This is a genomic window from Pseudomonas medicaginis, from assembly GCF_965119365.1.
Classification (GTDB): Bacteria; Pseudomonadota; Gammaproteobacteria; order Pseudomonadales; family Pseudomonadaceae; genus Aquipseudomonas.
Map to the genome: position 1 here is coordinate 4,301,149 of NZ_OZ221631.1, position 23,801 is coordinate 4,324,949.

Annotated in this window: 19 protein-coding genes; all 19 read right to left on the minus strand. The window is 62.9% G+C overall.

The features are described from left to right. Positions 1 to 105: 105 nt before the first annotated feature. On the minus strand, positions 106 to 1,581 hold the full coding sequence (locus ACMTA2_RS19005; protein ID WP_413791252.1) for an efflux transporter outer membrane subunit: 1,476 nt from the start codon (positions 1,579 to 1,581) through the stop codon (positions 106 to 108). Further along, positions 1,578 to 4,682 (minus strand): efflux RND transporter permease subunit, encoded by a 3,105-nt coding sequence (locus tag ACMTA2_RS19010; RefSeq protein ID WP_413791253.1) that lies wholly within the window; start codon positions 4,680 to 4,682, stop codon positions 1,578 to 1,580. Before ACMTA2_RS19010 ends, ACMTA2_RS19005 begins: the two co-directional genes overlap by 4 nt. A 181-nt stretch (positions 4,683 to 4,863) precedes the next feature. Continuing rightward, positions 4,864 to 7,959: an MdtB/MuxB family multidrug efflux RND transporter permease subunit gene (locus tag ACMTA2_RS19015; RefSeq protein ID WP_413791254.1), complete on the minus strand. Its 3,096-nt coding sequence runs from the start codon at positions 7,957 to 7,959 to the stop codon at positions 4,864 to 4,866. Beyond that, positions 7,956 to 9,272, minus strand: a complete 1,317-nt coding sequence (locus tag ACMTA2_RS19020) for an MdtA/MuxA family multidrug efflux RND transporter periplasmic adaptor subunit (protein WP_413791255.1) — start codon at positions 9,270 to 9,272, stop codon at positions 7,956 to 7,958. Before ACMTA2_RS19020 ends, ACMTA2_RS19015 begins: the two co-directional genes overlap by 4 nt. A gap of 191 nt (positions 9,273 to 9,463) precedes the next feature. Beyond that, positions 9,464 to 9,964: a thiol peroxidase gene (gene tpx, locus ACMTA2_RS19025; RefSeq protein ID WP_018602018.1), complete on the minus strand. Its 501-nt coding sequence runs from the start codon at positions 9,962 to 9,964 to the stop codon at positions 9,464 to 9,466. A 125-nt stretch (positions 9,965 to 10,089) separates the two neighbouring features. Further along, positions 10,090 to 10,761 (minus strand): DUF3313 domain-containing protein, encoded by a 672-nt coding sequence (locus ACMTA2_RS19030; RefSeq protein WP_413791256.1) that lies wholly within the window; start codon positions 10,759 to 10,761, stop codon positions 10,090 to 10,092. A gap of 144 nt (positions 10,762 to 10,905) precedes the next feature. Beyond that, positions 10,906 to 11,403 (minus strand): GNAT family N-acetyltransferase, encoded by a 498-nt coding sequence (locus ACMTA2_RS19035; RefSeq protein ID WP_413791257.1) that lies wholly within the window; start codon positions 11,401 to 11,403, stop codon positions 10,906 to 10,908. Positions 11,404 to 11,545: 142 nt separating this feature from the next. Then, positions 11,546 to 12,526 (minus strand): LysR substrate-binding domain-containing protein, encoded by a 981-nt coding sequence (locus ACMTA2_RS19040; protein WP_413791258.1) that lies wholly within the window; start codon positions 12,524 to 12,526, stop codon positions 11,546 to 11,548. Between the two features lie 39 nt (positions 12,527 to 12,565). Beyond that, positions 12,566 to 13,510, minus strand: a complete 945-nt coding sequence (locus ACMTA2_RS19045) for a peptidylprolyl isomerase (RefSeq protein ID WP_413791259.1) — start codon at positions 13,508 to 13,510, stop codon at positions 12,566 to 12,568. Next, positions 13,507 to 13,986: a YbjN domain-containing protein gene (locus ACMTA2_RS19050; RefSeq protein WP_413791260.1), complete on the minus strand. Its 480-nt coding sequence runs from the start codon at positions 13,984 to 13,986 to the stop codon at positions 13,507 to 13,509. Before ACMTA2_RS19050 ends, ACMTA2_RS19045 begins: the two co-directional genes overlap by 4 nt. A 27-nt stretch (positions 13,987 to 14,013) precedes the next feature. Next, positions 14,014 to 14,661 carry a DNA repair protein gene (locus ACMTA2_RS19055; RefSeq protein WP_413791261.1) on the minus strand — a complete coding sequence of 216 codons (648 nt, stop codon included), beginning with the start codon at positions 14,659 to 14,661 and terminating at the stop codon, positions 14,014 to 14,016. Positions 14,662 to 14,676: 15 nt separating this feature from the next. Continuing rightward, complete coding sequence (locus ACMTA2_RS19060) at positions 14,677 to 16,368, minus strand: putative porin (protein ID WP_413791262.1); 1,692 nt, start codon at positions 16,366 to 16,368, stop codon at positions 14,677 to 14,679. Between the two features lie 40 nt (positions 16,369 to 16,408). Beyond that, positions 16,409 to 17,116, minus strand: a complete 708-nt coding sequence (locus tag ACMTA2_RS19065; RefSeq protein ID WP_413791263.1) for an energy transducer TonB — start codon at positions 17,114 to 17,116, stop codon at positions 16,409 to 16,411. Between the two features lie 2 nt (positions 17,117 to 17,118). Further along, positions 17,119 to 17,544 (minus strand): ExbD/TolR family protein, encoded by a 426-nt coding sequence (locus ACMTA2_RS19070; RefSeq protein ID WP_003201710.1) that lies wholly within the window; start codon positions 17,542 to 17,544, stop codon positions 17,119 to 17,121. Positions 17,545 to 17,554: 10 nt separating this feature from the next. After that, positions 17,555 to 19,354 (minus strand): DUF2341 domain-containing protein, encoded by a 1,800-nt coding sequence (locus ACMTA2_RS19075; RefSeq protein ID WP_413791264.1) that lies wholly within the window; start codon positions 19,352 to 19,354, stop codon positions 17,555 to 17,557. Positions 19,355 to 19,371: 17 nt separating this feature from the next. Next, positions 19,372 to 20,976 carry a ShlB/FhaC/HecB family hemolysin secretion/activation protein gene (locus ACMTA2_RS19080; protein WP_413791265.1) on the minus strand — a complete coding sequence of 535 codons (1,605 nt, stop codon included), beginning with the start codon at positions 20,974 to 20,976 and terminating at the stop codon, positions 19,372 to 19,374. Positions 20,977 to 21,002: 26 nt separating this feature from the next. Then, positions 21,003 to 21,605, minus strand: coding sequence for a transposase (locus ACMTA2_RS19085; protein WP_207965875.1), 603 nt, complete (start codon positions 21,603 to 21,605; stop codon positions 21,003 to 21,005). Between the two features lie 449 nt (positions 21,606 to 22,054). Continuing rightward, complete coding sequence (locus ACMTA2_RS19090; protein WP_413791266.1) at positions 22,055 to 22,852, minus strand: transglutaminase family protein; 798 nt, start codon at positions 22,850 to 22,852, stop codon at positions 22,055 to 22,057. Then, on the minus strand, positions 22,849 to 23,799 hold the full coding sequence (locus tag ACMTA2_RS19095) for an alpha-E domain-containing protein (protein ID WP_003201699.1): 951 nt from the start codon (positions 23,797 to 23,799) through the stop codon (positions 22,849 to 22,851). The genes ACMTA2_RS19090 and ACMTA2_RS19095 overlap by 4 nt, the downstream gene beginning before the upstream one ends. Positions 23,800 to 23,801 lie beyond the last annotated feature (2 nt).

The following is a 23,801-nucleotide window of genomic DNA, read 5'->3' on the forward strand; positions in this document are numbered from 1 at the left end:
CCCTTACTATCTACCATTGCGGTATGTCAGGACGGATGCAAGAAGGGACGCTTCGCGCCCCAGCGGGGATAAATCCCCTCGCCACAGGAGCTGCTTCGTTTGGGCCTATTCATCCGTCTTTAGCTGCCCATCCCAGCCGCCACCCAGCGCGGCGATCAACTGCACGCTGGCAATCAACCGACTCTGCTGCAGGCTCAGCACGGTGCGTTCGTTGCTCAGCGCCGTGGCCTGGACGGTGACCACATCGAGGTAGGCAATCAACCCGGCCTTGTACTGGTTCTGCGTCAGGCGCAGGGATTCCCGGGCAGCGTCCAGGGCTTCCTGGCGCACGCGGGCTTCGTCTTCCAGGACCTTGAGCTGGATCATGTAGTTTTCCACCTCGCGCAAGCCGTCAAGCACGGTCTGGCGATAGGTGGCGACGGTCTGGTCGTACGCCGCGACGGTACGGTCGACTTCCGCTGAACGCTGGCCGCCATCGAACAGCGTCATCGCCAGTTGGGGCCCCACTGACCAGAAGCGGTTCGGCACGCTCACCCAGTTGTCGTAGGTACTGCTGCTGTAACCGCCGCTGAGGCTCAGGGTCAAGTCCGGGTAATACGCGGCCTTGGCAACGCCGATGTTGGCGTTGGCGGCCATCACCGAGCGCTCGGCCGAGGCGATGTCCGGCCGGCGCTCGAGCAGTTGCGACGGCAGCGCCACCGGGATTTGCGGCAGCGACGGGATGTCCCGGGTCTCGGCCAGGTTGAACTCGGCCGGCGGCAGGCCGATGAGCACGGCGATGGCGTTTTCGAACTGGGCCCGTTGCCAGATCAGGTCGATCAGGTCGCCCTGGGTGGTCTTGAGCTGGTTCTGCGCCTGAGCCACGGCGTCCTTGCCGGAGACCCCGGCCCGGTACTGGTTTTCGGTCATTTTCAGGGAGCGCTGATAGTTGTCGACGGTGGTCTGCAACAGACGCTTCTGCTCGTCGATGACCCGCAACTGCAAGTAGTTCTGCACCAGTTCCGATTGCTGGCTCAGGCGCATCGCCGCCAGGTCGGCGAAACTGGCTTGTGCGCTGGCCTCGTCGGCTTCCAGGGTACGGCGTAACTTGCCCCACACATCCGCCTCCCAACTCACACCGGCCTGGGCGCTGTAGGTGTCACGAATGCCGCTGGACGAACTGCTCAGGCTCGAACTGCTGCTACCAGTGCCCTGACTGGAGCGGGTCTTGCCAACGGTCAGGTCCACGGTGGGGAAAAAGGCGCCCCGGGCATTGCGTACCAGCGCCCGCGCCTGGCGGTACTGGGCTTCGGCCTGGGCCACGGTCTGGTTGGACGCGTTGAGCTGGTCCACCAGGCCATTGAGTTGCGCATCGCCGTAGAGCTCCCACCAGGCGCCCCGGGCCATTGCGTCGCTGGGGTTGGCCTGGCGCCAGCCCTGGGCCTCCTTGTATTGCACCGGGGCGGCGGCCGCGGGACGCTGGTAATCCGGGCCGATGGCGCAGGCACTCAGCATCGCCACGCACAGCGCCAGGCTCAGCACCCGAGAGCCACGGGCGGTGGCCAGCGTGGCGGCAAGATTGAAAGGCGAACGTTCGGTCATAGCGGGGTTTCCAGGGCAGCATCAGTGCGCACGCCACGCCAGCGGTTGAAGCGATGGCGAAGCTTGTCGAGATAAAGGTAAACCACCGGCGTGGTATAGAGCGTCAGCACCTGGCTGAACACCAACCCACCGATGATGGTCAGGCCTAGCGGTTGGCGCATCTCCGCACCTTCGGCGGTGCCTAGCAGCAGCGGCAAGGCACCCAGGATCGCCGCCAGCGTGGTCATCAGGATCGGCCGCAACCGCAACAGGCAGGCATTGCGGATCGATTCCAGCGGCGTCTGCCCGGCACGTTCCAGCTGCAGCGCCAGGTCGATCATCAGGATGGCGTTTTTCTTCACCACGCCGATGAGCAGGAACAGCCCCAACAGCGAGATCAGGCTGAACTCGCTGCCCAGCGCGTAGATCGACAGCAAGGCGCCGACCCCAGCCGATGGCAACGTCGACAGGATGGTCAGCGGATGAATGTAACTTTCATACAGCACACCCAACACCAGGTACACCGCCAGCAACGCGCCGAGGATCATGAAGGGCTGGCTCTTCTGGGTGGCGGCGAACGCGTCGGCGGTGCCGGCCATTTTCGCGATGACATCCTCGGGCATCCCGAGCTTGGTAATCGCCCGCTCGATGGCCGCAGTGCCCTGCTCCACCGTGACGCCTTCGGCCATGTCGAAGGAGATGCCCTCGGAAGCGAATTGACCTTCATGACTGACCCGGTCGTCTTCCAGGCTGTTCTCGTAATGGGCAATGGCCGACAGCGGCACCCGCGCGCCATCGGCAGTGATCACCTGGACCTGTTCGAGGGTACTGGGGTCCTGGGCATACTTGGGATTGACCTCCATCACCACCTGGTACTGGTTGAGGCTGTCATAGATGGTGGAAATCTGCCGCTGGCTGTAGGCGTTGTTCAGCACGGCGGTGACCATGTCCATGTCGATGCCCAGCCGCTTGGCCTGGTCGCGGTCCACCACCAGCGTCACCTGCTGCGCCCCGCCACCGTCGCGGGCGTCGATGGCGGTCAGCTCCGGCAAGGCCCGGAAAGCCGCCACGACCTTGGGGTACCAGGTGCGCAGCGACGCCAGGTCGGCGCTTTGCAGGATGTAGGAATACTGCGAGGTGGTCTGCTCGCGACCGCCACCGAACTGCAGGTCCTGGTCGGCCATCAACATCAATTGGCCACCGGGGACCTTGGGCATTTCCTTGCGCAGGCGCTCGATGACTTTCTGCGCCGATATCCCCCGTTCCTTGATCGGCTTGAGGCGCACCAGCATGAAGGCGTTGTTGGTGCCGTTGTTGCCGCCGATGAAACCGGCGACGCTTTGCACCGCCTCGTCCTTGAGCACGGCACGGCGGAAGATTTCCATTTTCGGCTGCATCACATTGAACGACAGCCCGTCGTCGCCACGCACGAAACCGATGAGTTGGCCGGTGTCCTGCTGTGGCATGAAGGTCTTTGGCACCACCACATACAACGCGACGTTCACGCCGATGGTCACCAGCAGGCTCAGCAAGGTCAGCCGTCGATGGCGCAGCACCCAGTCCAGGCTGCGGGCGTAACCCCTCACCATTCGCTCGTTGAGCCGCAGGCTCCAGCGTTGCAAGCGGTTTTCCTGCCCTGGCACGTGGGGCTTGAGCCAGCGGGCGCAGAGCATTGGCGTGAGCGTCAGCGAGACCACCAGCGAAACCACGATGGATGCTGCCAGGGTGATGGAGAACTCACGGAACAGGCTTTCGATGATGCCGCCCATGAACAGGATCGACAGGAACACCGCCACCAGCGAGACGTTCATCGACAGCAGGGTAAAACCCACCTCCTCGGCCCCCCGGTACGCCGCCTCCATCGGTGGCACGCCTTCGTCGATGTGCCGGGAAATGTTTTCCAGTACCACGATGGCGTCGTCCACCACCAACCCGGTCGCCAGGATCAACGCCATGAGCGACAGGTTGTTCAGGGAAAAGCCGTACAGGTACATCACCGCGAACGTGCCCACCAGCGACACCGGCACCGCCAGCGTCGGGATCAACGAGGCGCGGAAGTTGCCGAGGAACAGGAACACCACCAGCACCACCAGGGCCACGGCGATCAGCAAGGTCATTTCCGCTTCATGCAGGGTGGCCTTGATCACCGGCGAGCGGTCCATCGCCAGGTTCAGCTTGACGCTGGCCGGCAGCACGGCCTGTAACGCCGGCAGTTGCGCCTTGATTTCGTTGACCGTCTCGATGATGTTGGCCCCGGCCTGGCGGTTGATCACCAGCAACACGGCGGCATCGTTGTTGAAAAAACCGCTGTTGTAGCGGTCCTCGACGCTATCGGTGACTTTCGCCACGTCCTTGAGCCGCAGCACCGAGCCGTCCTGGTAGCGGATGATCAGCGTTTCGTAGTCCTTGGCCTTTTCCAACTGGTCATTAGCCTGGACCTGCCACATGCGCCGGTCGTCCTCCACCGACCCCTTGGGTCGCCGTACGTTGCTATTGGCGATGGCAGTACGCACGTCGTCCAGGGCCACGCCGTACTGATTGAGCAACTGGGGCTCCAGTTCGATGCGCACCGCCGGCAACGAGCTGCCGCCGATCTGTACTTCGCCGACACCCGACACCTGGGACAGGCTCTGGGACAGGATGGTGGACGCCAGGTCGTAGAGCTGGCCTTTTTCCAACACATCCGAGGTCAACGACAGCACCATGATCGGCGCCTGGGACGGGTTGACCTTCTTGTAGGTGGGCATGCTGCGCATGCCGCTGGGCAACAGGTTGCGCGAGGCATTGATGGCCGCCTGCACTTCCCGGGCCGCGCCGTTGATATCGCGGTCCAGGTCGAATTGCAGGATGACGCGGGTGGAACCCTGGCTGGAACGGCTGCTCATGGTATTGACCCCGGCGATGGCGCCGAAGGAACGCTCCAGGGGCGTTGCCACCGTTGAGGCCATCACTTCCGGGCTGGCTCCCGGCAGGCTGGCCTGGACAACAATCACCGGAAAATCCATCTGCGGCAGCGGCGAAACCGGCAACAGGCCGAAGCTCACGCCACCAAGCAACATGATGGCGAAGCTCAGGAGCATGGTCGCCACCGGACGGCGGATGAAGGGGCCGGAGAGGTTCATGGCTGGATGCTCCGACCCGCGGGCAACGACCGGGCACTGCTTTTGTGGCGAGGGGATTTATCCCCGTCAGGCTGCGCAGCAGACTGTTTTGTGAGCGCTGCGTGCACAAGCGGGGGTAAATCCCCTCGCCACAAAAAGCCTCCCTGCCCCTGCCTCATGTGGGCATCTGGCTTGCAGCCTTTCATGCCCGCACCTCTTTCCCTTCTGGCCTGGCGAACCGGCGCCCCAGTCGGTCGAAGTACAGGTAGATCACCGGCGTGGTGAACAGCGTCAGGACCTGGCTCACCAACAGCCCGCCCACCATCACCAAGCCCAGGGGCTGGCGCAGTTCGGCGCCGGAACCGGTGGCGAACATCAGCGGTATGGCGCCGAACAACGCCGCCAGGGTCGTCATCAGGATCGGGCGGAAGCGCAACAATGCCGCCTGGTAGATCGCCGTCTGCGGGTCCATGCCCTGGTTGCGTTCGGCATCGAGGGCGAAGTCGATCATCATGATCGCGTTCTTCTTGACGATACCGATCAGCAGGATGATGCCGATGATCGCGATCATGCCCAGGTCATTGCCGCTGAGGATCAACGCCAGCAAGGCGCCGATGGCCGCGGAGGGCAAGGTGGAAAGGATCGTGATCGGGTGGATGTAGCTCTCGTACAGCACGCCCAGGACGATGTACATCGTCACCACCGCCGCCAGGATCAGCAGCAAGGTACTCGACAACGACGCCTGGAACGCCTGGGCCGCGCCCTGGAACTCGGTCTGCACGCCCACTGGCACGCCGATGTCCCGCTGGACCTTTTCGATCACCTCCACCGCATGCCCCAGGGCCACGCCCGGCGCGAGGTTGAACGACATCATCACCGCTGGAAACTGGCCGATGTGGGCTATCGCCAGTTGCGCCTGGCGCTCCTCGACCCGGGCCAGGCTCGACAAGCGCACCTGCCCGCCATCGGTGGTCTTGACGTGGACCTGGTCCAGGGCCTGCGGACCGATCCGTTCCCCGGCCTGGGCTTGCAGCACCACGCGGTACTGGCTGGCCTGGGTGTAGATGGTCGAAATCTGCCGCTGGCCGAAGGCGTCATAGAGCGCATCGGTGATGTTAGACACCGAGACGCCCAGGCGTGAAGCCGCATCGCGGTCGATCACCAGGTAGACCTGCAAACCCTTGTCCTGCAGGTCACTGGCCACGTCGGTGAGCTCCGGCTGACGGCCCAGGGCCTCGACCAGGCGAGCGCTCCACAGGCTGAGCAATTCGGCGTCCGGTGATGACAGGCTGAACTGGTATTGGGTGCGGCTGACCCGGTCTTCGATGGTCAGGTCCTGCACCGGTTGCATGAACAGGCGAATGCCCACCAGCCTGTCCAACTGTGGCTGCAAGCGGGCAATGATCTGGGTGGCGCTTTCATCCCGTTCGTTGTGGGGCTTGAGGTTGATCAGCAGGCGCCCGCTGTTGAGCGTGGCGTTGTCGCCGTCCACGCCAATGTAGGACGACAGGCTCTGCACCGCCGGATCGGCGAGGATCACCTTGGCCAGTTGCTGCTGGCGCTCGCTCATGGCGGCAAAGGAGATCGATTGCGGCGCTTCGGAAATGCCCTGGATCACCCCGGTGTCCTGCACCGGGAAAAAGCCCTTGGGCACGGCCAGGTACAGCACCACCGTCAGCACCAGGCTGCCCACCGCCACCAGCAACGTCAGCGGCTGATGCTTGAGGACCCATTGCAACCTGCGTCCGTAGGCCGCGATCCACCAGTCGATCAAAGCGCCGCTGGCGCGGTAGAAACGACCTTGCTCATGCTCCTTGGGTTCGCGCTTGAGAAGACGGGCACACATCATCGGCGTCAGCGTCAGGGACACCACGAGGGAAATCAGGATCGCCACCGCCAGGGTGATGGCGAACTCGCGGAACAGACGTCCGACCACGTCGGCCATGAACAACAGCGGGATCAACACGGCGATCAACGACAGCGTCAGGGAAATCAGCGTGAAGCCTATCTGCTTCGCGCCCTTGAGCGCAGCCTGCATAGGGCTGTCGCCCTCCTCGATGAAGCGGGCGATGTTCTCCAGCATGACAATGGCATCGTCCACCACGAAACCGGTGGCGATGGTCAAGGCCATCAGGGTCAGGTTGTTGATGGAGAAACCGGCCAGGTACATCACGCCAAAGGTGCCGATCAAGGACAGCGGCACGGCCACCGACGGAATGATCGTGGCACTGACCCGACGCAGGAACAGGAACGTCACCATGACCACCAGGGCGATGGCGATCAGCAATTCATGCTGCACGTCGGTGACCGAGGCCCGGATGGTCTGGGTGCGGTCGGTCAGCACGGTGACGTCCAGGCCGGCCGGCAGGTTGTCGGTGATGCTCGGCAGCAGGGCCTTGATCCGGTCCACCACCTCGATGACATTGGCCCCCGGCTGGCGCTGGATGTTCAGCAGCACGGCCTGGTTTTCGTTGGCCCAGGCGGCAAGGCGTTCGTTTTCGGCACCGTCGACGATCTGTGCCACGTCCTTGAGCCGCAACGGCGCGCCGTTGGCGTAGGCCAGGATCAGTTCCGCGTAGTCCTTGGGGGAGGTCAACTGGTCGTTGGCGTCGAGCATCGAGACCCGGGTCGGGCCGTCGAAATTGCCCTTGGGCTGGTTGACGTTGGAGGCACCAATCAGCGTCCGCACATCCGCCAGGTTCAGGCCGTTGGCCGCCAGGGCCTCGGGATTGACCTTGATTCGCACGGCCTGGCGCTGTCCACCGGCAATGGTGACCATGCCGACGCCGCTGATCTGGGCGATTTTCTGGGCCATGCGGGTGTCCACCAAGTCATTGAGCTTGGGCAACAGCATGGTCTTGGAGGTAATGGCCAGGGTCAGTACCGGGGTGTCGGCCGGGTTGACCTTGTTGTACACCGGCGGCGCCGGCAGGTCCGTGGGCAGCAGGTTGGTGGCCGCATTGATCGCGGCCTGCACCTGCTGCTCGGCGACATCCATGTTGATGTCCAGGTTGAAGCGCAGGGTAATCACTGACGCGCCGCCGGAACTGGTGGAGGCCATCTGCGTCAGGCCCGGCATCTGCCCGAACTGGCGCTCCAGCGGTGCGGTCACCGCGCTGGTCATTACATCGGGGCTGGCGCCCGGGTACAGGGTCATCACACGGATGGTCGGGTAATCGACCTGGGGCAATGCCGACACCGGCAGCAGCCGATAGGCGATCAGGCCGGCCAGGATGATCGCCAGCATGCTCAGGGTGGTGGCGACCGGACGGAGGATGAACAGCCGCGAAATATTCATGCGCCGTCCTTGTTCGCCTTGTCGGCCGAGGCCGGCTCAGTCGGCGCTGCCGCGGTCTTGCCCTGCAGGTGCTCGGTCGGCGTGGTGGGTACGTCCTGGCTGTCATTGACCACTTCCACTTCACTGCCTTCCTTCAAGCGATCGGTGCCCTCGAGCACCACCCGGTCGCCAGCGGCCAGGCCTTCGGTGACCACGGTGTTCGTGCCGTCGCTGGCACCGATCTTCAGCTTCTTGATGGTGACCTTCTTGTCGCCGTCCAGGGCGTAGACGAAGGTGCCATTGGTGCCGAACTGGATGGCCGCCGTCGGTGCCAGGACCACGCCCTCAAGGGTGTCGGCCAGCAGGTGGACGTTGACGAATTGGTTGGGGAACAGCGACTGATCGCGGTTCTCATAGCGGGCCTTGAACTTCAGGGTGCCGGTGGTGACATCGATCTGGTTGTCCAGGCTTTGCAACACGCCGCTGGCCTGGCGCTTCACGTCGCCGCGGTCCCAGGCTTCGACGGGCAGTTTCGCCCCGCTGCGGTAACGGGCAAGCACGGTGTCGAGGTTGTTTTCCGGCAAGGTGAACACGACACTGATGGGTTGGGTCTGGGTGATGACCGCCAGGGCTGTTGTGTCGTTGGCCGCCACCAGGTTGCCGATGTCCAGTTGCCGCAAGCCTACGCGGCCGGTAATCGGCGCGCGGATCTTGGTGAATTCCAGGTTGAGCTTGGCGTCGTTGACCGCCGCCTGATTGGTCTTGACCGTACCTTGGTACTGGCCCACCAGCGCCGCGGCGGTGTCGAGGGTCTGCTTGGCAATACTGTCTTCGGCGTACAAGCCGCGGTAGCGCTCGAGGTCTACCTGGGCATTTTTCAGTTGGGCCTGGTTCTGCAACAGCGTGCCTTCGGCCTGGAGCAAGGCGTTCTGGTACGGACGTGGATCGATCTCGGCCAGCAAGTCCCCGGCCTTGACCATTTGCCCCTCTTCGAAAGCGATCTTGACCAACTCGCCACCCACGCGGCTGCGCACGTTGATGGTGTTGAGCGCCGTGACCGTGCCCAGTGCCTTGAAGTAGAGCGGGAAATCCCCGGTCACCGCTGGCGCCACCCGCACCGGAATCGGCCCCGTCGCCCCGCCGAACCCTGGGCGCATGCTACCGGAGCGCCCCATGTGCCCCGCCGCGGCCTTGTCTCCGGCCCCCGGCTTCTGGGCCGAGCCACTGGGCCAGAACTTCCAGGCCAGCACCGCGACAACCAAAAGAACGAACAGGCCGAACAGCCAGCGACGGGGATTGCGGGAAACAGGAGATTGCATGGAATGATCAACCATTGGGCGCGTGGACTTCTTTTACGGGAGGCTGAACGATAAGCACTGGCGGGTATTTAGCAAAGCGCCTTTACCGGCAATTTACGTTGGGCTTACCTTTCGAACAGTCGGCTAAAGCCTTGAAGCACAAAAGAAAACGGCCTGGGCAAGGCCAGGCCGTTAACAATTGTAATAAATACTTTATTTCATGCCATTTATTTCAGGACAGCCAGGGCCGCGTCGTAATTCGGCTCCTCTGCGATTTCCTTGACCAGTTCGCTGTGCAGCACGGTGTCGTTTTCGTCCAACACCACCACGGCACGGGCGGTCAGGCCTTTCAGAGGGCCGTCGGCAATGGCCACGCCGTAGTCCTGGATGAATTCGGCACCGCGCAGGGTGGACAGATTCTGGACGTTTTCCAGGCCTTCGGCACCGCAGAAACGCGCTTGGGCAAATGGCAGGTCGGCGGAGATGCACAGCACCACCGTGTTGTTCAGCTCGTTGGCCTGGGCATTGAACTTGCGCACGGAGGTGGCGCAGGTCGGCGTGTCGACACTTGGGAAAATGTTCAGCACTTTGCGCTTGCCGGCGAAGTCCTTCAGGGAAACGTCCGACAGATTGCCGGCAACCAGGGAAAAGGCTGGCGCCTTGGAACCGGCTTGTGGCAACTGGCCGTTGACTTGGACCGGGTTGCCTTTGAGGGTGACTTGAGCCATGAACGGATTCCTTCTGACAGGTTTGAAAATGGTGAGGCCGGAGTTAACCACGAAATGCTCGCGCGACCTATGCCCGGACATAAAAAGACACGACGCCGCCCCCACCTTCAAAGCGACGGCGGTGGTTATTTGGCCTTGAGCTGCAGGAACGACTGGTGCAGGTCCGACGCCCAGCCATCGATGACCCCTTTGACGTCATCGGGCTTCATGACCTGGGACTCGTTGGACAGAGGCTTGCCGGTGCCCTTGCGCACGACCTGGGCGACCACCGCGTTGTTGCCGCCGTCGAGAAAAACCGCTTCGGTGCCCAGGGTGGTTTCCTGGTCGCGAATACCGCTGGCGGTGCTGACAGCCGCTGCCACCAGCGCAATCGGGACCACCTCATAAGGTTTCAAGCCTTCGGTCTTGCTGCTGACGGCAGTAATCGCCGCCCGTATCACCAGGACCCCCGGCCCTGGAGCGGTCGCCAGAGGCAAGGACTTCCCCGCCTCCCGCTTGAGGGCCTGATCGTAGTACGCGGTGATGCCCGACAGCGTGGCCTGGGGAATCTTCACGGTCGGCTGCGGCTTGGGATAAAGCTGCGTCGGCTCGATATAAAGACGGGTGTACTTGTCCAGGTCAATCTTCGGATCGACCCAACGCATGACCTCAGCCCCCGACGGCGACTTCTCCTCCTTGAGGCGGCTGTAATCGCCCAGGAACCCGGAATACTCATCCGGCTGGGTGACTTTGCTCGAACAACCCGCCAAGGCGATCGATGCCATGCAAACAAAGCCGATCATTGATGAAAACTTCATGCTGTCACTCCTGTAAGCCACACAAGGCGGGGCCGGAACTACAGGTATAGCCAATGGACAGGTTTTTGCCCGCCCTGGAAAGAACAAATGACAGGTTCAAGACGCCGACGCATATAAGACCGATTGGCCTTCGCAGCAACCCCTTCAGCGCAACCGCGCCATGGCGAGGGTGTCCACCCAACGGCCGTCACGCACGGCGTAGTCGCGCATCAGGCCTTCGGTTTCGAAGCCAAACTTGCGGTACAGCCCGATGGCCGCTTCGTTGTCGGCGTACACCGTCAACTCGACCCGCCGCAGGTTCATCCAGTTGTCCGCGACATCCAACGCGGCGGCCAGCAACATCGAGCCCACCCCCTTGCCCTGCCAGGCGACAGCCACGCCCATGCCGAGGCTGCCGCAATGGGCACGACGCACCCGGGAAAACTGCTCCAACCCCAGGTTGCCGATGACCTCACCCTCGTGCAGGGCCACCAGTTTCAATAAACGCTCGTCGTCCATTGCCAGGCGCTTGCGCCAGACTTCGGTGGACTGGAAAGGCATCTGCAGCACCTGGCGAGTCACCGCCGGATCGTTGTAGAGCGCGGTGACACCGGCGATGTGGGCTTCAGTGAAGCGTACGAGGGTGATCGATGATTCGGACATGCGGCTCCTCCCTGGAGACGTGGCAAGGCCGATCACTATAAGCTGCGCCAGGCGCTATGGGGAACCTGTAGGAGCGGAGGTTCAGTTGGACGCCGCTATCGCGAGCAAGCTCGCTCCCACAGGGGGGATATTCCTTTTTCGGTTATGCCTGGAACCAATCCCGGCGCTCATCCAGCGTGTGATGGATCAGCTCTCGAAGCATCTGCACCTCTGGCGAACCTTCGGCCTGGACATTGACGGCCATCCACAAGTGCCGCTGCATCGATAGGCCGAACACTTGCGGCAATGCCACCAGGCCTCGGTCGAAACGGCTCATGTACTGCGGCAACAGGCCGATGCAGGCGCTGCAGCGAATCATTTCCAGCATCAATTCGTAGGATTGCACCTGCACCACACCGGCCCGGCGCTGTTCTATCAGGGCGTTCCACGGGGCGAAGCCATCCACGTGGCGATCCGCCTGCCATTGCACCAGCATGTAGTCGTTCAGATCGTCCAGGCAATCCGGGCGCGTGGCCGGTCGGGAGTAGCGCTTAGCGATGTGCGGCACATAGTCCAGCCGCGCCAGTCGATCCGCAGGCAACGTAGCGAAGCTCGGCCCTGGCACCGACGCCTGGGCATCACTCAACCAGAGCACCAGGTCGGCGCTGACGGCTTGCAGCGCCAAGTCACTGTCCAGGGTAATGATCTGCAGTCGCACGCTGGCATTGCGCCGTAGCAACGAGATCAGGTCGCGTCCCAGGATGTCATGCAGAATCGACTCGGCCACGGCGAGGCGAATCATGGGTTGATCGTTCAGCGGCGGCGCGCTTTCGTGGGCCAGAGTGATCAATCGCGCCTGCAATTGCCGGCCTTCGCGAGTGAGGGTCAAGGCGCTACCCTGGAAGCTGAACAACGAGCGTTGCAGCCGCGTCTCCAACTGCGCTAACTGCTTGCGCAGCCAGGTTGCCTTGACGTTGAGGCTACGGGCCGCTTGCATGAAGCAGCCGCAACGGGCACTGACCAGGAAACACTGCGCCACCTGCGGTTCAATACCTCCGGCCAATGTCAGCCAGGGATCGGGGACACGCAACGGCGTGCGGTATGCCGTGACAGCCTGGCGTCCTGCGGGCTCGGTGAAGGTCATGGGTGACTCCCTGTCGGTTGTACGAATATGTGGGCCGGCCTAAAGCCCCTCCTCCAGCACCTTGCTCAACTGCGCGCCATCGATGCTCAATGTCGCCGTGTCGAGCATGCCGTCCAGGTACGCCTTGGCGATCTGTTCCTGGCGCTGGGAGCGAAGGGCCTGGGTCAAACGTCCGCGGACTTCGTCCAGGGTCGCTTCCCGGGCCGGCTGTTGATCGGTGAGCTTGATGACATGGAACCCCGCCGGGCTCTGCACAGGGTCCGACACCGCACCGACCTTCAGGCGTGCCACCGCCTCACGCACCGGCGGGACCAGTTGCTGCAACGGCTGGAGGCCACTGTCGCCGCCGCGCTCGGCACTGGTACGGTCCTGGGAAAAACGGCTGGCCAGGGCGCCGAACTCGGCGGGTGACGCCTGGGCCTTTTTACTCAGTTCCAGCGCTTGCCGGCGCACCGCCTCCACGGTTTGCGGCTCGGTGGCGGCCAGGAAAATCTGGCTGACGCGGTACAACGCCGGTGCGGTCCAGTTGGCTTTCCCGGCGTCGTAAGCCTGCTTCAGTTCTTCTTCACTGGGATACCCGGCCGGCACCTGGCTGACCGACTGCAAGTAGTCGCGAAACACAATCTGCTCAGCCGCCGCCCGCGTCTGCCGCTCCACCTCGGGCCGCTCGCGCCAACCCTGGGCATCGGCCTGCTCCAACACGGCTTTTTCCGCCAGGCGGGCACGGATCCAGCCCTCCAGCGCAGCCCGATTACCACGCATTTGCTGACGAACCTCGGGGGCCAGTGCGGCCAGCAAGGTCTTGAGTTCTTCGGGGCTGACCTGCTGGTTGCCCAATCGGGCCAAACTCGGCGAGTCGGCCGAAACAACGCTGGCGGCCTGTACCGCGGCGACAGGATCGCTGCCCGGCCGCAGGCCCAGCACCAGCGCTACGGCGATCAGGCCCAGCGCTGCGGCGCTGATCACGAAGGTCGGTTTTTTCACGATGCGACGGCCTCCTCCGATAGCGCCTCGACGGGCTCGACCGGGGTTTGCATCTGCGCCGCGCTCTGGCTGTATTCACGCAGATAGACAATGAATTCCTGCAACAAGCGGTCCCACAGCTCCAGATGGCTGCGCAGATGATCGGCACTTACGCCCGCCGCAACCACGACGTCCATTTCCATCACCAGGAATTCGCCTTGCAGCGACAGCCGGGCAAAACGTCGCGAAGCGTTCCACAGTTCTGCCAACCCGGCCGGCAATTGCCCCTGCACCCGCAAGGCACAGCTGAAGGTGAAGTCCAGGTATTGGCCCGCCGTCGCCGCCGGATTGCCGAAACGCACGGCAAAGCCGATGCCCTGGCTGGCACTGAGCAGTTGCACGATGCCGTTCTGCTCAGTTTCGTTGACCCGATAACCCGCGGCTTGCAACAACTCGGTCAGGGATTTCGCACCGACGTATTCAATCATTGAGGTCATGTTCGATTCATCCTTGTTCTGTTCTTTTCAGTGAGTGATCGAGGCCTGGGGCGCGTCGAAACGGTTCTTGTAGAGATCATCGCCGAACCCTTGGGCCAGCTCTTCGAAACGCACCCGGGCCTTGGCCGCGAACGGTTGGCGGATCTTCACGATGTCGGTCACATCAATGGTTTCGTAGGCATGCAGTAGCGTCTTGGCGACTTCGTACATCTGCTGATTCTTGACCGAACATTGCTGCACTTGTGTGTCACGCTCGGTCAATTGTGCCTCCAGACGCGCGCGCTCGGCCTCTTTGCCGCGAGCCAGGACCAACAGCTCGTCGTAGGCTTTCTTGAACTTGCCAATTTGCTCGTTGCTGGCCGCCACCTGAGCCTGGGCCTGGCTTTGCAGGTTTTGCTGATGTCCGGCCAGTTGCTCATTCAGGGCCTGAGCCTTGCTCAATTGCGCGGTCAATTGCTTGATCTGCGCCTGGGCCTCCTTGGCCTGGCTCTCCGCAGCCTGCCGGGCGGCGCTGGCCTGGGCCTGTTCGCTTTGCAGGGTTTGCAACTGAGCGGTGGTGCTGCGCAGTTGCGCGCGCAAGCGTTCTTCCAGGCCTTCGCCGTGGGCGACGCCGCTCAGAAGCAGGCCCAGCACCAGTAACGCGGCCGGACATTGGTATATGCCACGCCTTTTCATGAGACCTCCCTGCGCTTAGAAGCGCGTGTTGATTTCAAGCTGCAAGACATCGATGTCGTACGGCGCGCCGTACACCGCTTCGGAACTCAACCAACGACCGGTGGCGAAGACGTTGCTCGCCAGGCCATAGTTGCCGCCCAGGAAATAGCCCTTGGCGTTGGTGCCACCCAGGTGGAATGACGAATCGTTGAAGCCGTCCGGCAAGGCGTCCGGCTGGATGTACTTGTAGCCGGCGAACAGGTTCCAGTCGCCCTCGCGCTTGAGTTCCAGGGAGTTGCCAAGGGTGAACTGGAGCATCCAGGCGTTGGCGCCGCTTTCCACCTCGCCATCGCTGCCCAGGTTGTTGGCGAACTGCCCCGCGGAGCGCTTACGCATCTCGCCTTCGTCGTAGCCCAGGTTGTGGACGTAGTGGGCCTGGCTGCGCAGCTTCAGGTCTTCGGGCAGATCGGTGTCCCAGGCCAGATTCAGGTCCAGCAGGTTGAATTCCGAGGCTAGGCCGACGTATTGCGGCTGTGGCGTGGTGGACGGGTTGAGGGGATTGGGCGTGATGTCGCGCAGCAGGAACACGGTGTTGCCCTTCTGCATGAACGCTACCCGCGAACCGTCGCTGTCACAGCCTGGATCACCGGCCCAAGGCTGGCACGGCGAAGAGCGCTGGCCTTCGATGTCGTCGAAGCGGTAATAGGCCAACGCGCCCTTGATGCGGTTGCTGTCATTGATGACCCAGTTGGCCCCCAGTTGCGCACCGTACAGCCACTTGTTGTCGCTCTCTTCCTTGTCGCTGCCATTGCTGGTGCTGGTGTCGTTGGTGTACTCCACCGGAAACGCGCCGACGGTGCCGAACACGCCCCAATCCTGACTGAGCTTGTGGTTGAAATTCGCCGCCACACCGTCGAAGTTCAGATCGCCGGAATACAACAGGTCAGTGGAGAAAAACGGGTTGGCGAAACGCCCGCCGGTCAGGGTCAATTCGTCCGAGGGTTTCCAGGTCAGGTAGCCCTGGTCGAGCCAGATGTCTTTTTTGCCAAAACCGCCACCGAGGGTCTGGGTGGTGGACACCGGGTTGTTGTCCGAGCCGGTGCCGATGCGGATACCCGCAGTCCATTGCGGGGCAATCACGGCCTTCATGCCAAGACGTGCGCGCAGGCGGAACAGGTTCTCGCGGTCCTCACGGGTGTTGAGTAACGGCGGCAGGCTGGAGCTGCTGTTGGGGTTGACGTCGTAGGGCCCCTTGTCATTGAGGCGGGCGAAGTCGACGATTTCGTTGCTGTTGGTGCCCGAGTAATAGCGCGACTCATCCCGCAGGCGAATGTCGCCGTCAAAACTGATGCGCGAGACCCAGTCCGGGAAAGTATTGGGCTGGGCCCAGTTTTCCTGCTTGGCGGTGGCCATGACTTCAGCCTTGACCTGGTCGCGAATCTGCTCACGCACGATATTTGGCACGTATTGCACCCGCACGTCCCCCGGCGCACCGGCGGGCGTCGCGGCGACTGCCGTGGCGGCCTGGCGGGCCTGTACGGCTTCGCGTTCGGCCTGGGCGATCAAGCCATCGGCCTGGTCCTGTTTCAACACACCCTGCTGCACCAGCAGGCGGATCAGATTGATCGTGGCGTTTTCCGAAGGCCCCGGGGCGGCGGCCGCGTGGCCGGCCAGACTAAGGACCATCAGGCCGATCGCCCACGACAATCGATTCACATTGGAAATCATCTGCACACAACTCCTGTTGGCAAACTTTCTAGAACTTCGACTAGCCCGGACGCTTTCCTTTAAATGTCATGCGTACAGGTATCTTCAGGGAGGCCGGTGGCCGTTCATTCAAATGCCGCGAAGCGCGCAGCGAAGCGATGACTTTCTCGTCGGTCTGCGGGTTACCGCTGGACTTCGCCAGTTCCACTCGGGTGACTTCCCCCGAGGCACTGATCCAGACATCGGCCTGCAACGTGAACTCCAGCCTGCGGAGCTCGGGGTCATCGCGTAGCAGACGCTGAAAGGAAACAGCCATCATCTGGCCGTAAGTGGCGTTCCCCAGCCCACCGCCACCACCGGCCCCGGCCATGCCGCCGCCCTTGCCGGCACCGATGTTGAAGGCGTCATTGCCGGACTGGGCATCGCCGTCCATCTGCATCGGGTTCGCCAGGTCATCGACTGGCGACGGCGGCGCCTCTTCCTCGGGCTTGACCTCTTCGGGCTCCGGGGTCGGTTCTGGCTCGACCACCTTTTCCTCGACCTGGGGCTCAGGTTCCTTGGGCTTCTCTGGCGGTGGTGGGGGCGGAGGCGGCAATGGGATGATGGTCGGTACCTTCGGGGCTTCGCGGCGCACGCCACTCATGTCGTTGGCCCACTGCCACAGCAGCCAGGCCGCGATGGCGCCCAGCAGCAGGCCGGCGGCCCACTTGAGCAGGCGCAGCGGCGAAGTCTTCACCGGGGGCGGATTGATGGGAAGTCTGGCGGTCATGATCAGCCCTGGCTCGGTTTGCCGGTCACGAGGCCGACCTGGGACAGTTCCAGGCGCCGCAACAGGTCCAGTACTTCAATGACTTTCTGGTACTGCACCGTCGCGTCGCCGCGCACGATCACCGGGAAATCCGGGCTCTGGGCCTTTTCGATGCGCAGGCGCTCTTCCAGCTCGGCCAGGGTTACCGGGTAGGCATCGAGGAACACCTGCCCGCCGTCATTCACCGAAATCGCCTTGGTCTTGGCTTCGGACAATGACACCGAGGCACTGGCCTTGGGCAGGTTGATCTGGATACCTGAAACCTGAGCCGTGGCCGTGAGGATGAACATCACCAGCACCACCATGAGCACATCCACCAGCGGCGTGATGTTGATGCTGTCGACTGCGGCATCGTCGTCGTCATCATGTGAGGCGTTTACGCTAGCCATGGCGACTCCCTCAGGCCGGTACGGACGGTTGGACGTGATGACCGCGACGATGGGTCGCTTCACCGGACTGGCCTTCGCCGTGCATTTCCGCCAGGCGCGTGATGAACTCATCGACAAAGACCCGCATGTCGGCGCTGACTTCCTTGTTGCGGGTGATCAGGCGGTTGTAGCCAAACAACGCCGGGATCGCGACGAACAGGCCCATGGCCGTGGCGAGCAATGCCGCGGCCATGCCCGGGGCGATGGCGTTGATGTTCACGTCGCCGGCCATGGCCGTGCCGAGGAACACCACCATGATCCCCAGCACAGTGCCGAGCAGGCCGATGTAAGGCCCGCCGGCGATGGCGTTGGACAGGGTCGAGAGCTTCGAACTCAGCGCCTGGTTTTCGCGGGTGCGCACGCCGTCCATCGAGCAACGGATCGCTTCGATGGTGGCCGCCGACACCGACGAGGTGTCAGCACCCTGTTCACGACGGGTGCGGATTTCCTTGACGGCCACCAAGTACAAGCGCCACAGCGATGAATGTTGCAGGCGCTGGGCGAGGTCCTGGTCGTCGGCGAACATTTCCAGGCGCGTGCCGATCTTGGCGAACTGCTCGCGGAAGGCTTCGTTGGCGGCACTGAGGCGGCTGACCATGCGGTTCTTGCGGATCATGATGACCCACGACTGGAACATCATCAGCACCAGTACCCCGATGATCACCCACGCGTCGAGCGGCACGGCGTTGAGCAGGAACCCCAGGCTGCCGAAACCGAAGCCGGACTGCTCTTCATCGACGCCGTAGGCCACCAGTTTCGATTCGGCGCCCTGGGCACTGGCGTCGGCCAACAACAACGGCGCCGGGCGAGCGACCTTGGACAGGCGCGCTTCGTCCATGGCGCCGCTGAAAGGCGCGAAGGCATCGGCGGAGACATCAGCACCCAGGGCGATCGGCGAATTGAACGCCGGCATCGCCACTGCCAGGCTCGCGGCCTCACGCCCGTTGACGTACAGCACGACCCGGTCGCCCGAGGCGGTCAACGCCAGGTGCTGCCACTGACCGGGGTTCAGCGGCTGGGTCGAGACCGCGCGCTGGTCATTGATCGCCACGAACGGCACACCCTGGTTGACCCCGACCAACAGGCTGGTGGCGGCTTCGCGACGGGCCAGGATCACTTGTTCGCCACTGGCCTGGTCCTGGCGCAGCCAGGTGCTGAAGGTGAACGCCGCGCCGGCACTGTGTTGCAACGACGGACTGGCCGGCAGCAACAGCGGCTGGCCGTTGAACTGCAAGGCCCGCCCGATCACACCGTCGATGCTCACGCCGGTCGCGCCCTGGGCATTGTTGCCGTAGGCCGTGGTATCCCGGGGCAGTACGCCGGTGGCGCCATCGAAGTGGTACAGGGCGGTGTAATCCGGGTCGAAGGTCAACTGGCCGCTACCCGTGGCCGGCGCCTTCTGGTTGCCGTAATACATCCATACGTCCTGGCGCTGACCACCCTCCACGCTCGGCACGTCGACCCAGATCAGCGCCATGCCCATCAGTGGGTCGAAGCTTTCGATCTGGTGATTGAGCACTGTCTTGTCGTCGGCACTGACGAAACGCAGGTCCGAGCCGTCGTCCTTGACCCCGTCGAAGGTGAAGTTGCCGGTGTGCAAGCGCACCAGCAACGCGGTGCGGCCCAAGGCCTGGGCGATGGCGGCGCCCTGGGGCGTGGTGTCCACCGAAATCTGTTTGCGATAGTGCCAGTCGTCCTGCCACCAGGCGTTGGCGGTCGCCGGAAGCACCAGCCCCAGGCAGATAAACAGGGATAACAATAAGCGTTGCATGGACATGACTCCTGGGTTCAAAACGTCGCTTGCAGGTTGAAGTGCAGGCGCGATTCCTGTTTCGAGGTGTTGGGCCCTTCGAGCAGCGGATAGCCCCAGTCGAGGCTGCCGGACAGCCATTTGCTCAAGCTCGCACGGGTGCCGAGGCCGACGCTGGCGAGGCTGTAGTCGGCTTCCTGGTCGGGCAGTTCGTCACGCAAATACAGCTGCGCGCCTTCGGCGAAGGCATAGAAGCGCCACTCCTGGACATAACTGCCGAGGAACTTGGCCAGGGATGGGGTGCGCAGCTCCTGGGACAGCAGGTAGCCGTCATCACCGGTGCGCTCGGCGGCCAGGTAGCCACGTACCGAGGTGGCGCCACCGGCAGAGAATTGTTCGTTGGAAACCAGTGGCCCGGAGGCGAGTTGGAAGGCGGCCTTGGAGGCGGTCTGCCAATCATTGGCGAAGGTGAAGGTGTAATTGCCGTCGCCCTTGAGCACCGCGAAGCTGGGACTGGCGCGATAGCGCTTGTAGTCGAACTCTTCGTCGGAGCTGCCATAGCCCAGCAGGCTCCGGGTACCCGCCACCAGGCTCAAGCCGAGGCCCAACTGGCTGGTTTCGGTGTAGCGAAAGCCGTTATAGGCGAAGGTGAACGGCGCGTACTTGAGCGGCGCCTTGTCGCTGGCACCGCCCAGGTTCAGCTCTTCCTCGAAGTCCTTGAAATCCACCCCGACCGAAAAGCTGTTGGCCCATGCCCCCGTGGACGGCAGGCTGTAGATCGCCGACACCCCGTAGGAATGCCCTTTGCCCAACACATTACTGCCGCCGACGGTCGCCACGTTGCTGTCGGATTGGTACCCCGACAACTGCACACTCCAGCGTTCACTCAGCGGCGCGGTGTAGGAACCCGACCAGACCTTGGCGTTTTCGGTGTCCTGGGGCGCAGTGAAGAAGGTCAGCGAAACGCTGTGGCCCAGTTGCCAAAGGTTGTTGTAGCCCAGGCTGGCGACCGTGCGCAGCTTTTCGGTGTCGGCACTGTAGTCATTGTTCAGTCCCAGGCTCGCTTGCCAGGGATCCTGGTCCTGGACTTGCAAATCCACGTCCATGGTCCCGGGGCGCTGGCCTTCGCGCACCAGCGGCATGACCTGGCGCCCCGGGGTCTTGTTCAACTGCGCCAGCTCTGCCTGGACCCGGGCGAAATCGGGCACCTCGCCTTCCTTCAGCCCCGGCACGTCTTCACGGATTTCCACAGGCGAATAGTGCTTGGCCCCTACCACGCGCACCCGACCGATCTTGGTCTCGCTGACTTGCAGGTAGACGATGCCGTCTTCGACTTTCTGCTCTGGCAGTTCGACGAACACCGATTGATACCCCCGGGCCTGATAAGCCTTCTGCAACGCCTCCCGGGCGCCTTCGATGTCGCTCAAGGCCTTTTGCGGGCCGAGGAACGGGTACACCGCTTCCTCGATGGCCCGGGCATCGAGCACGGTGTTGCCCCGCACGAAATACTCGTTCACGTCCACCAGGCGCGCCGGCACCGGTTCGCCTTCCGGCCCTCCTTCGGCGGCGAATGCCGACGGCCCCCCGACCGCCAGCAGCAACCAGCCCCACAGCGCCGGCCGCGATTTGAAGAAATGCTCCACACCACCCCCTGAATTCAAAGTACGGCTCAATTGCTTGCGGTCGATGTCGTGGCGTGCCGGGCGAGCCAGGTGTGCAGCAGCGCGAAGTTCAAGGAGAACTCCGGCATTTGCAGCAAGGCGCCACAGAACACTTCACCGATGATTTTCTGGATGAGCCGCACTGCCCGCGCGTCGCCCAGCAGTGTGGCGAGGTCTTTGCTCAGGACGTTGAAGCTCCAGACCTTCTGGTTCAGGTCCAGGCCGACGAACCAGCGGAACAGCAGGTTGTAGTTGAGTTGTTCGTAGAGTTGCTGCTCGCTGGGAACCGAATAGAGCAGTTGCAGCAGGAGGATATGCATGGCGGTTTGCGGTGCGATCAGCATCTGGGCACTGGCGTTGAGGCCCAGCAGCACATCGCGATGGTCATCCAGCAGGTCGTCGATCTGCGGACGCAGCAAGACCAGTGAATGGCCTTGCGGAATGTAGCTGGACACTTCCTTGAGCGCGCCCTGCCAGTCATCCTGGGAAACGATCCAGACCCACGGCGCGCCGTAGCGATACACCGAGACCGGCTGCTTGCGCGCCGCCTCGACGATTTTCGACAGCCGCTGGTCAAGCTCCTGCATGCCCACTTTCGAATAACGTTCCATAGTCCCCATCGCCTCACTCCCGGCCTCGCGCCCCGGCTCCAAACGACCTGAAAGGTCCCCTCGAACACGTCACACAGGCATGACGGGAATGGCTATGTGCTACCGAACTTTTGTCATGAAAGCTTCATTTGGAGGATATGGAGGGAGTGAGGTTTTGTGGGAACGAGCCTGCTCGCGAAGACGGTGGGTCAGTTTGCAGCAATGTTGGATGGGCTGCCGCCATCGCGAGCAAGCTCGGCTCCCACAGTAGATTCCGGGCGTTCACACTTTTTGTGTTCACCACACATCTGATGTGGGAGCGGGCTTGCTCGCGAAGACGGTGGGGCAGCTTGCATCGATGTTGAATAGGCTGCCGCCATCGCGAGCAAGCTCGGCTCCCACAGGGGCACTCGGGTGGATACATGGTTTGTGTCCACCACTCAATTCCATGTGGGATCGGGTGGTTGCCTCTATTGGTGCTGTACCTGCACCATCGAACTCACCTGCACCCTCGCCTGCATCTGCTCCGCTCCGCCACCCCGGCGCATGCCGCGTACCGGGCAGGCGTCGAGGTAGTCCAGGCCCACCGCCAGTTTCAGGTGGCGGTCTGGAACGGTCAGGCGGTTGGTCACGTCGAAGCTGTACCAGCCATCGCCCAGCCAGGCTTCCGCCCAGGCGTGACTCGCCAGGTGGCTTTCATCCTCGGTGCACAGGTAGCCGGACACATAGCGCGCAGGAACACCCAGGCTGCGCGCGCAGGCCAGGAACGCGTGGGTATGGTCCTGGCACACCCCGGTTCCACCGGCAAACGCCTCGGCAGCCGTACTGTTGACCGCCGTCGTGCCGGGACTGTAGGGCATCCGCGCGGCCAGGCCGTTCATCAGATCGGTCAAGGCCGAACGATCGCGTCGTCCTGCACATTGTTCGACGGCGAAAGCACTGAGGGTTTCATCCGCCTCGGTGAGACGGCTGGTACGCAGGAACGGCAGCGGCGACTGGTTGTCCGGTTCCATCGCGATGGACTGATGGATTTCCACCTCGCCATAAGCTGTCAGTACCAAGGCACCGTGGGGCTCGTCCATGGTCATCACATGCAAGATGTTGCCATAGGGATCAAGCTGACTGCGTACCCGTCGCGGCAGTTCCAGGTGCCATTCCAGGACACGCTGGCGCTGAGTGTCCCGGGGCGTCAGGCGCAGGAACTGGATGCTGGTGCAGACTTCATCGGCATAGCTGTAGGTGGTGTCGTGGCGTATGGACAGTTTCATACGACCTCCAGGTAAGACTCATGAACGGTCTGGCCCAAGTGGCGAATCTGACCAATCAGGTCGGTCAGCCATTGGTGCAGGCCCGACGCCAGGATCTCGTCGATGCCGGAATAGCGCAGGCGCGCATTCAGCTCGGCGGCCAGGCGTTGCGCCGGCCGGCCGTTGTTGCCCGGCAGGCTGGCGAGGATATGGTCCAGTTCCTCGATGCAGGCATGCAACGAGCGCGGTACATCGGCCCGCAGCAGCAGCATCTCCGAAACCTGCTCGGCATTGGGCGCATTGCGGTAGATCTCGTTGAACGCCTCGAACGACGACAACGCGCGCAGCAATGCACTCCACTGGTAATAACCTCGGGCCGAATTGTCACTGACCTCCTCCGACTCCTCGCCGAACATCTCATAGCGGGCATCCAGCAGGCGCAGGGTGTTGTCGGCCCGTTCGATAAAGGTCCCCAGGCGAATGAAACAGTAGGCGTCGTTGCGCATGATGGTGCCCGATGTCGCGCCACGGAACAGGTGCGAGCGCTCCTTGACCCACTCGCAGAAATGGCTGATGCCGTAGCGCCCCAAGCCGTTGCTGGCGATGTTGCGCATTTCCAGCCAGGTGGCGTTGATGTTCTCCCACATGTCGGCGGTGATGCGCCCGCGCACGGCATGGGCATTGGTCCGCGCGGCCCGCAGACAACTGTAGATACTGCCGGGGTTGGTTTCATCCAAGGCGAAGAAATGCAACATGCGCTCGGTGTTGAGCGCGTCATAACGGGCGTTGTAGTCGTCCAGCGTGCCGGCCGCCAGCAGCGACATCGCCAGCTCCGCATGGCCATCGCTGCGCCCGGCCTGGGGCATCAGCGACAGCGAATAGCTGACTTCGAGCATGCGCGCCAGGTTCTCGGCGCGCTCCAGGTAGCGGGACATCCAATAGAGGTCCGAAGCAGTTCTTGAAAGCATGT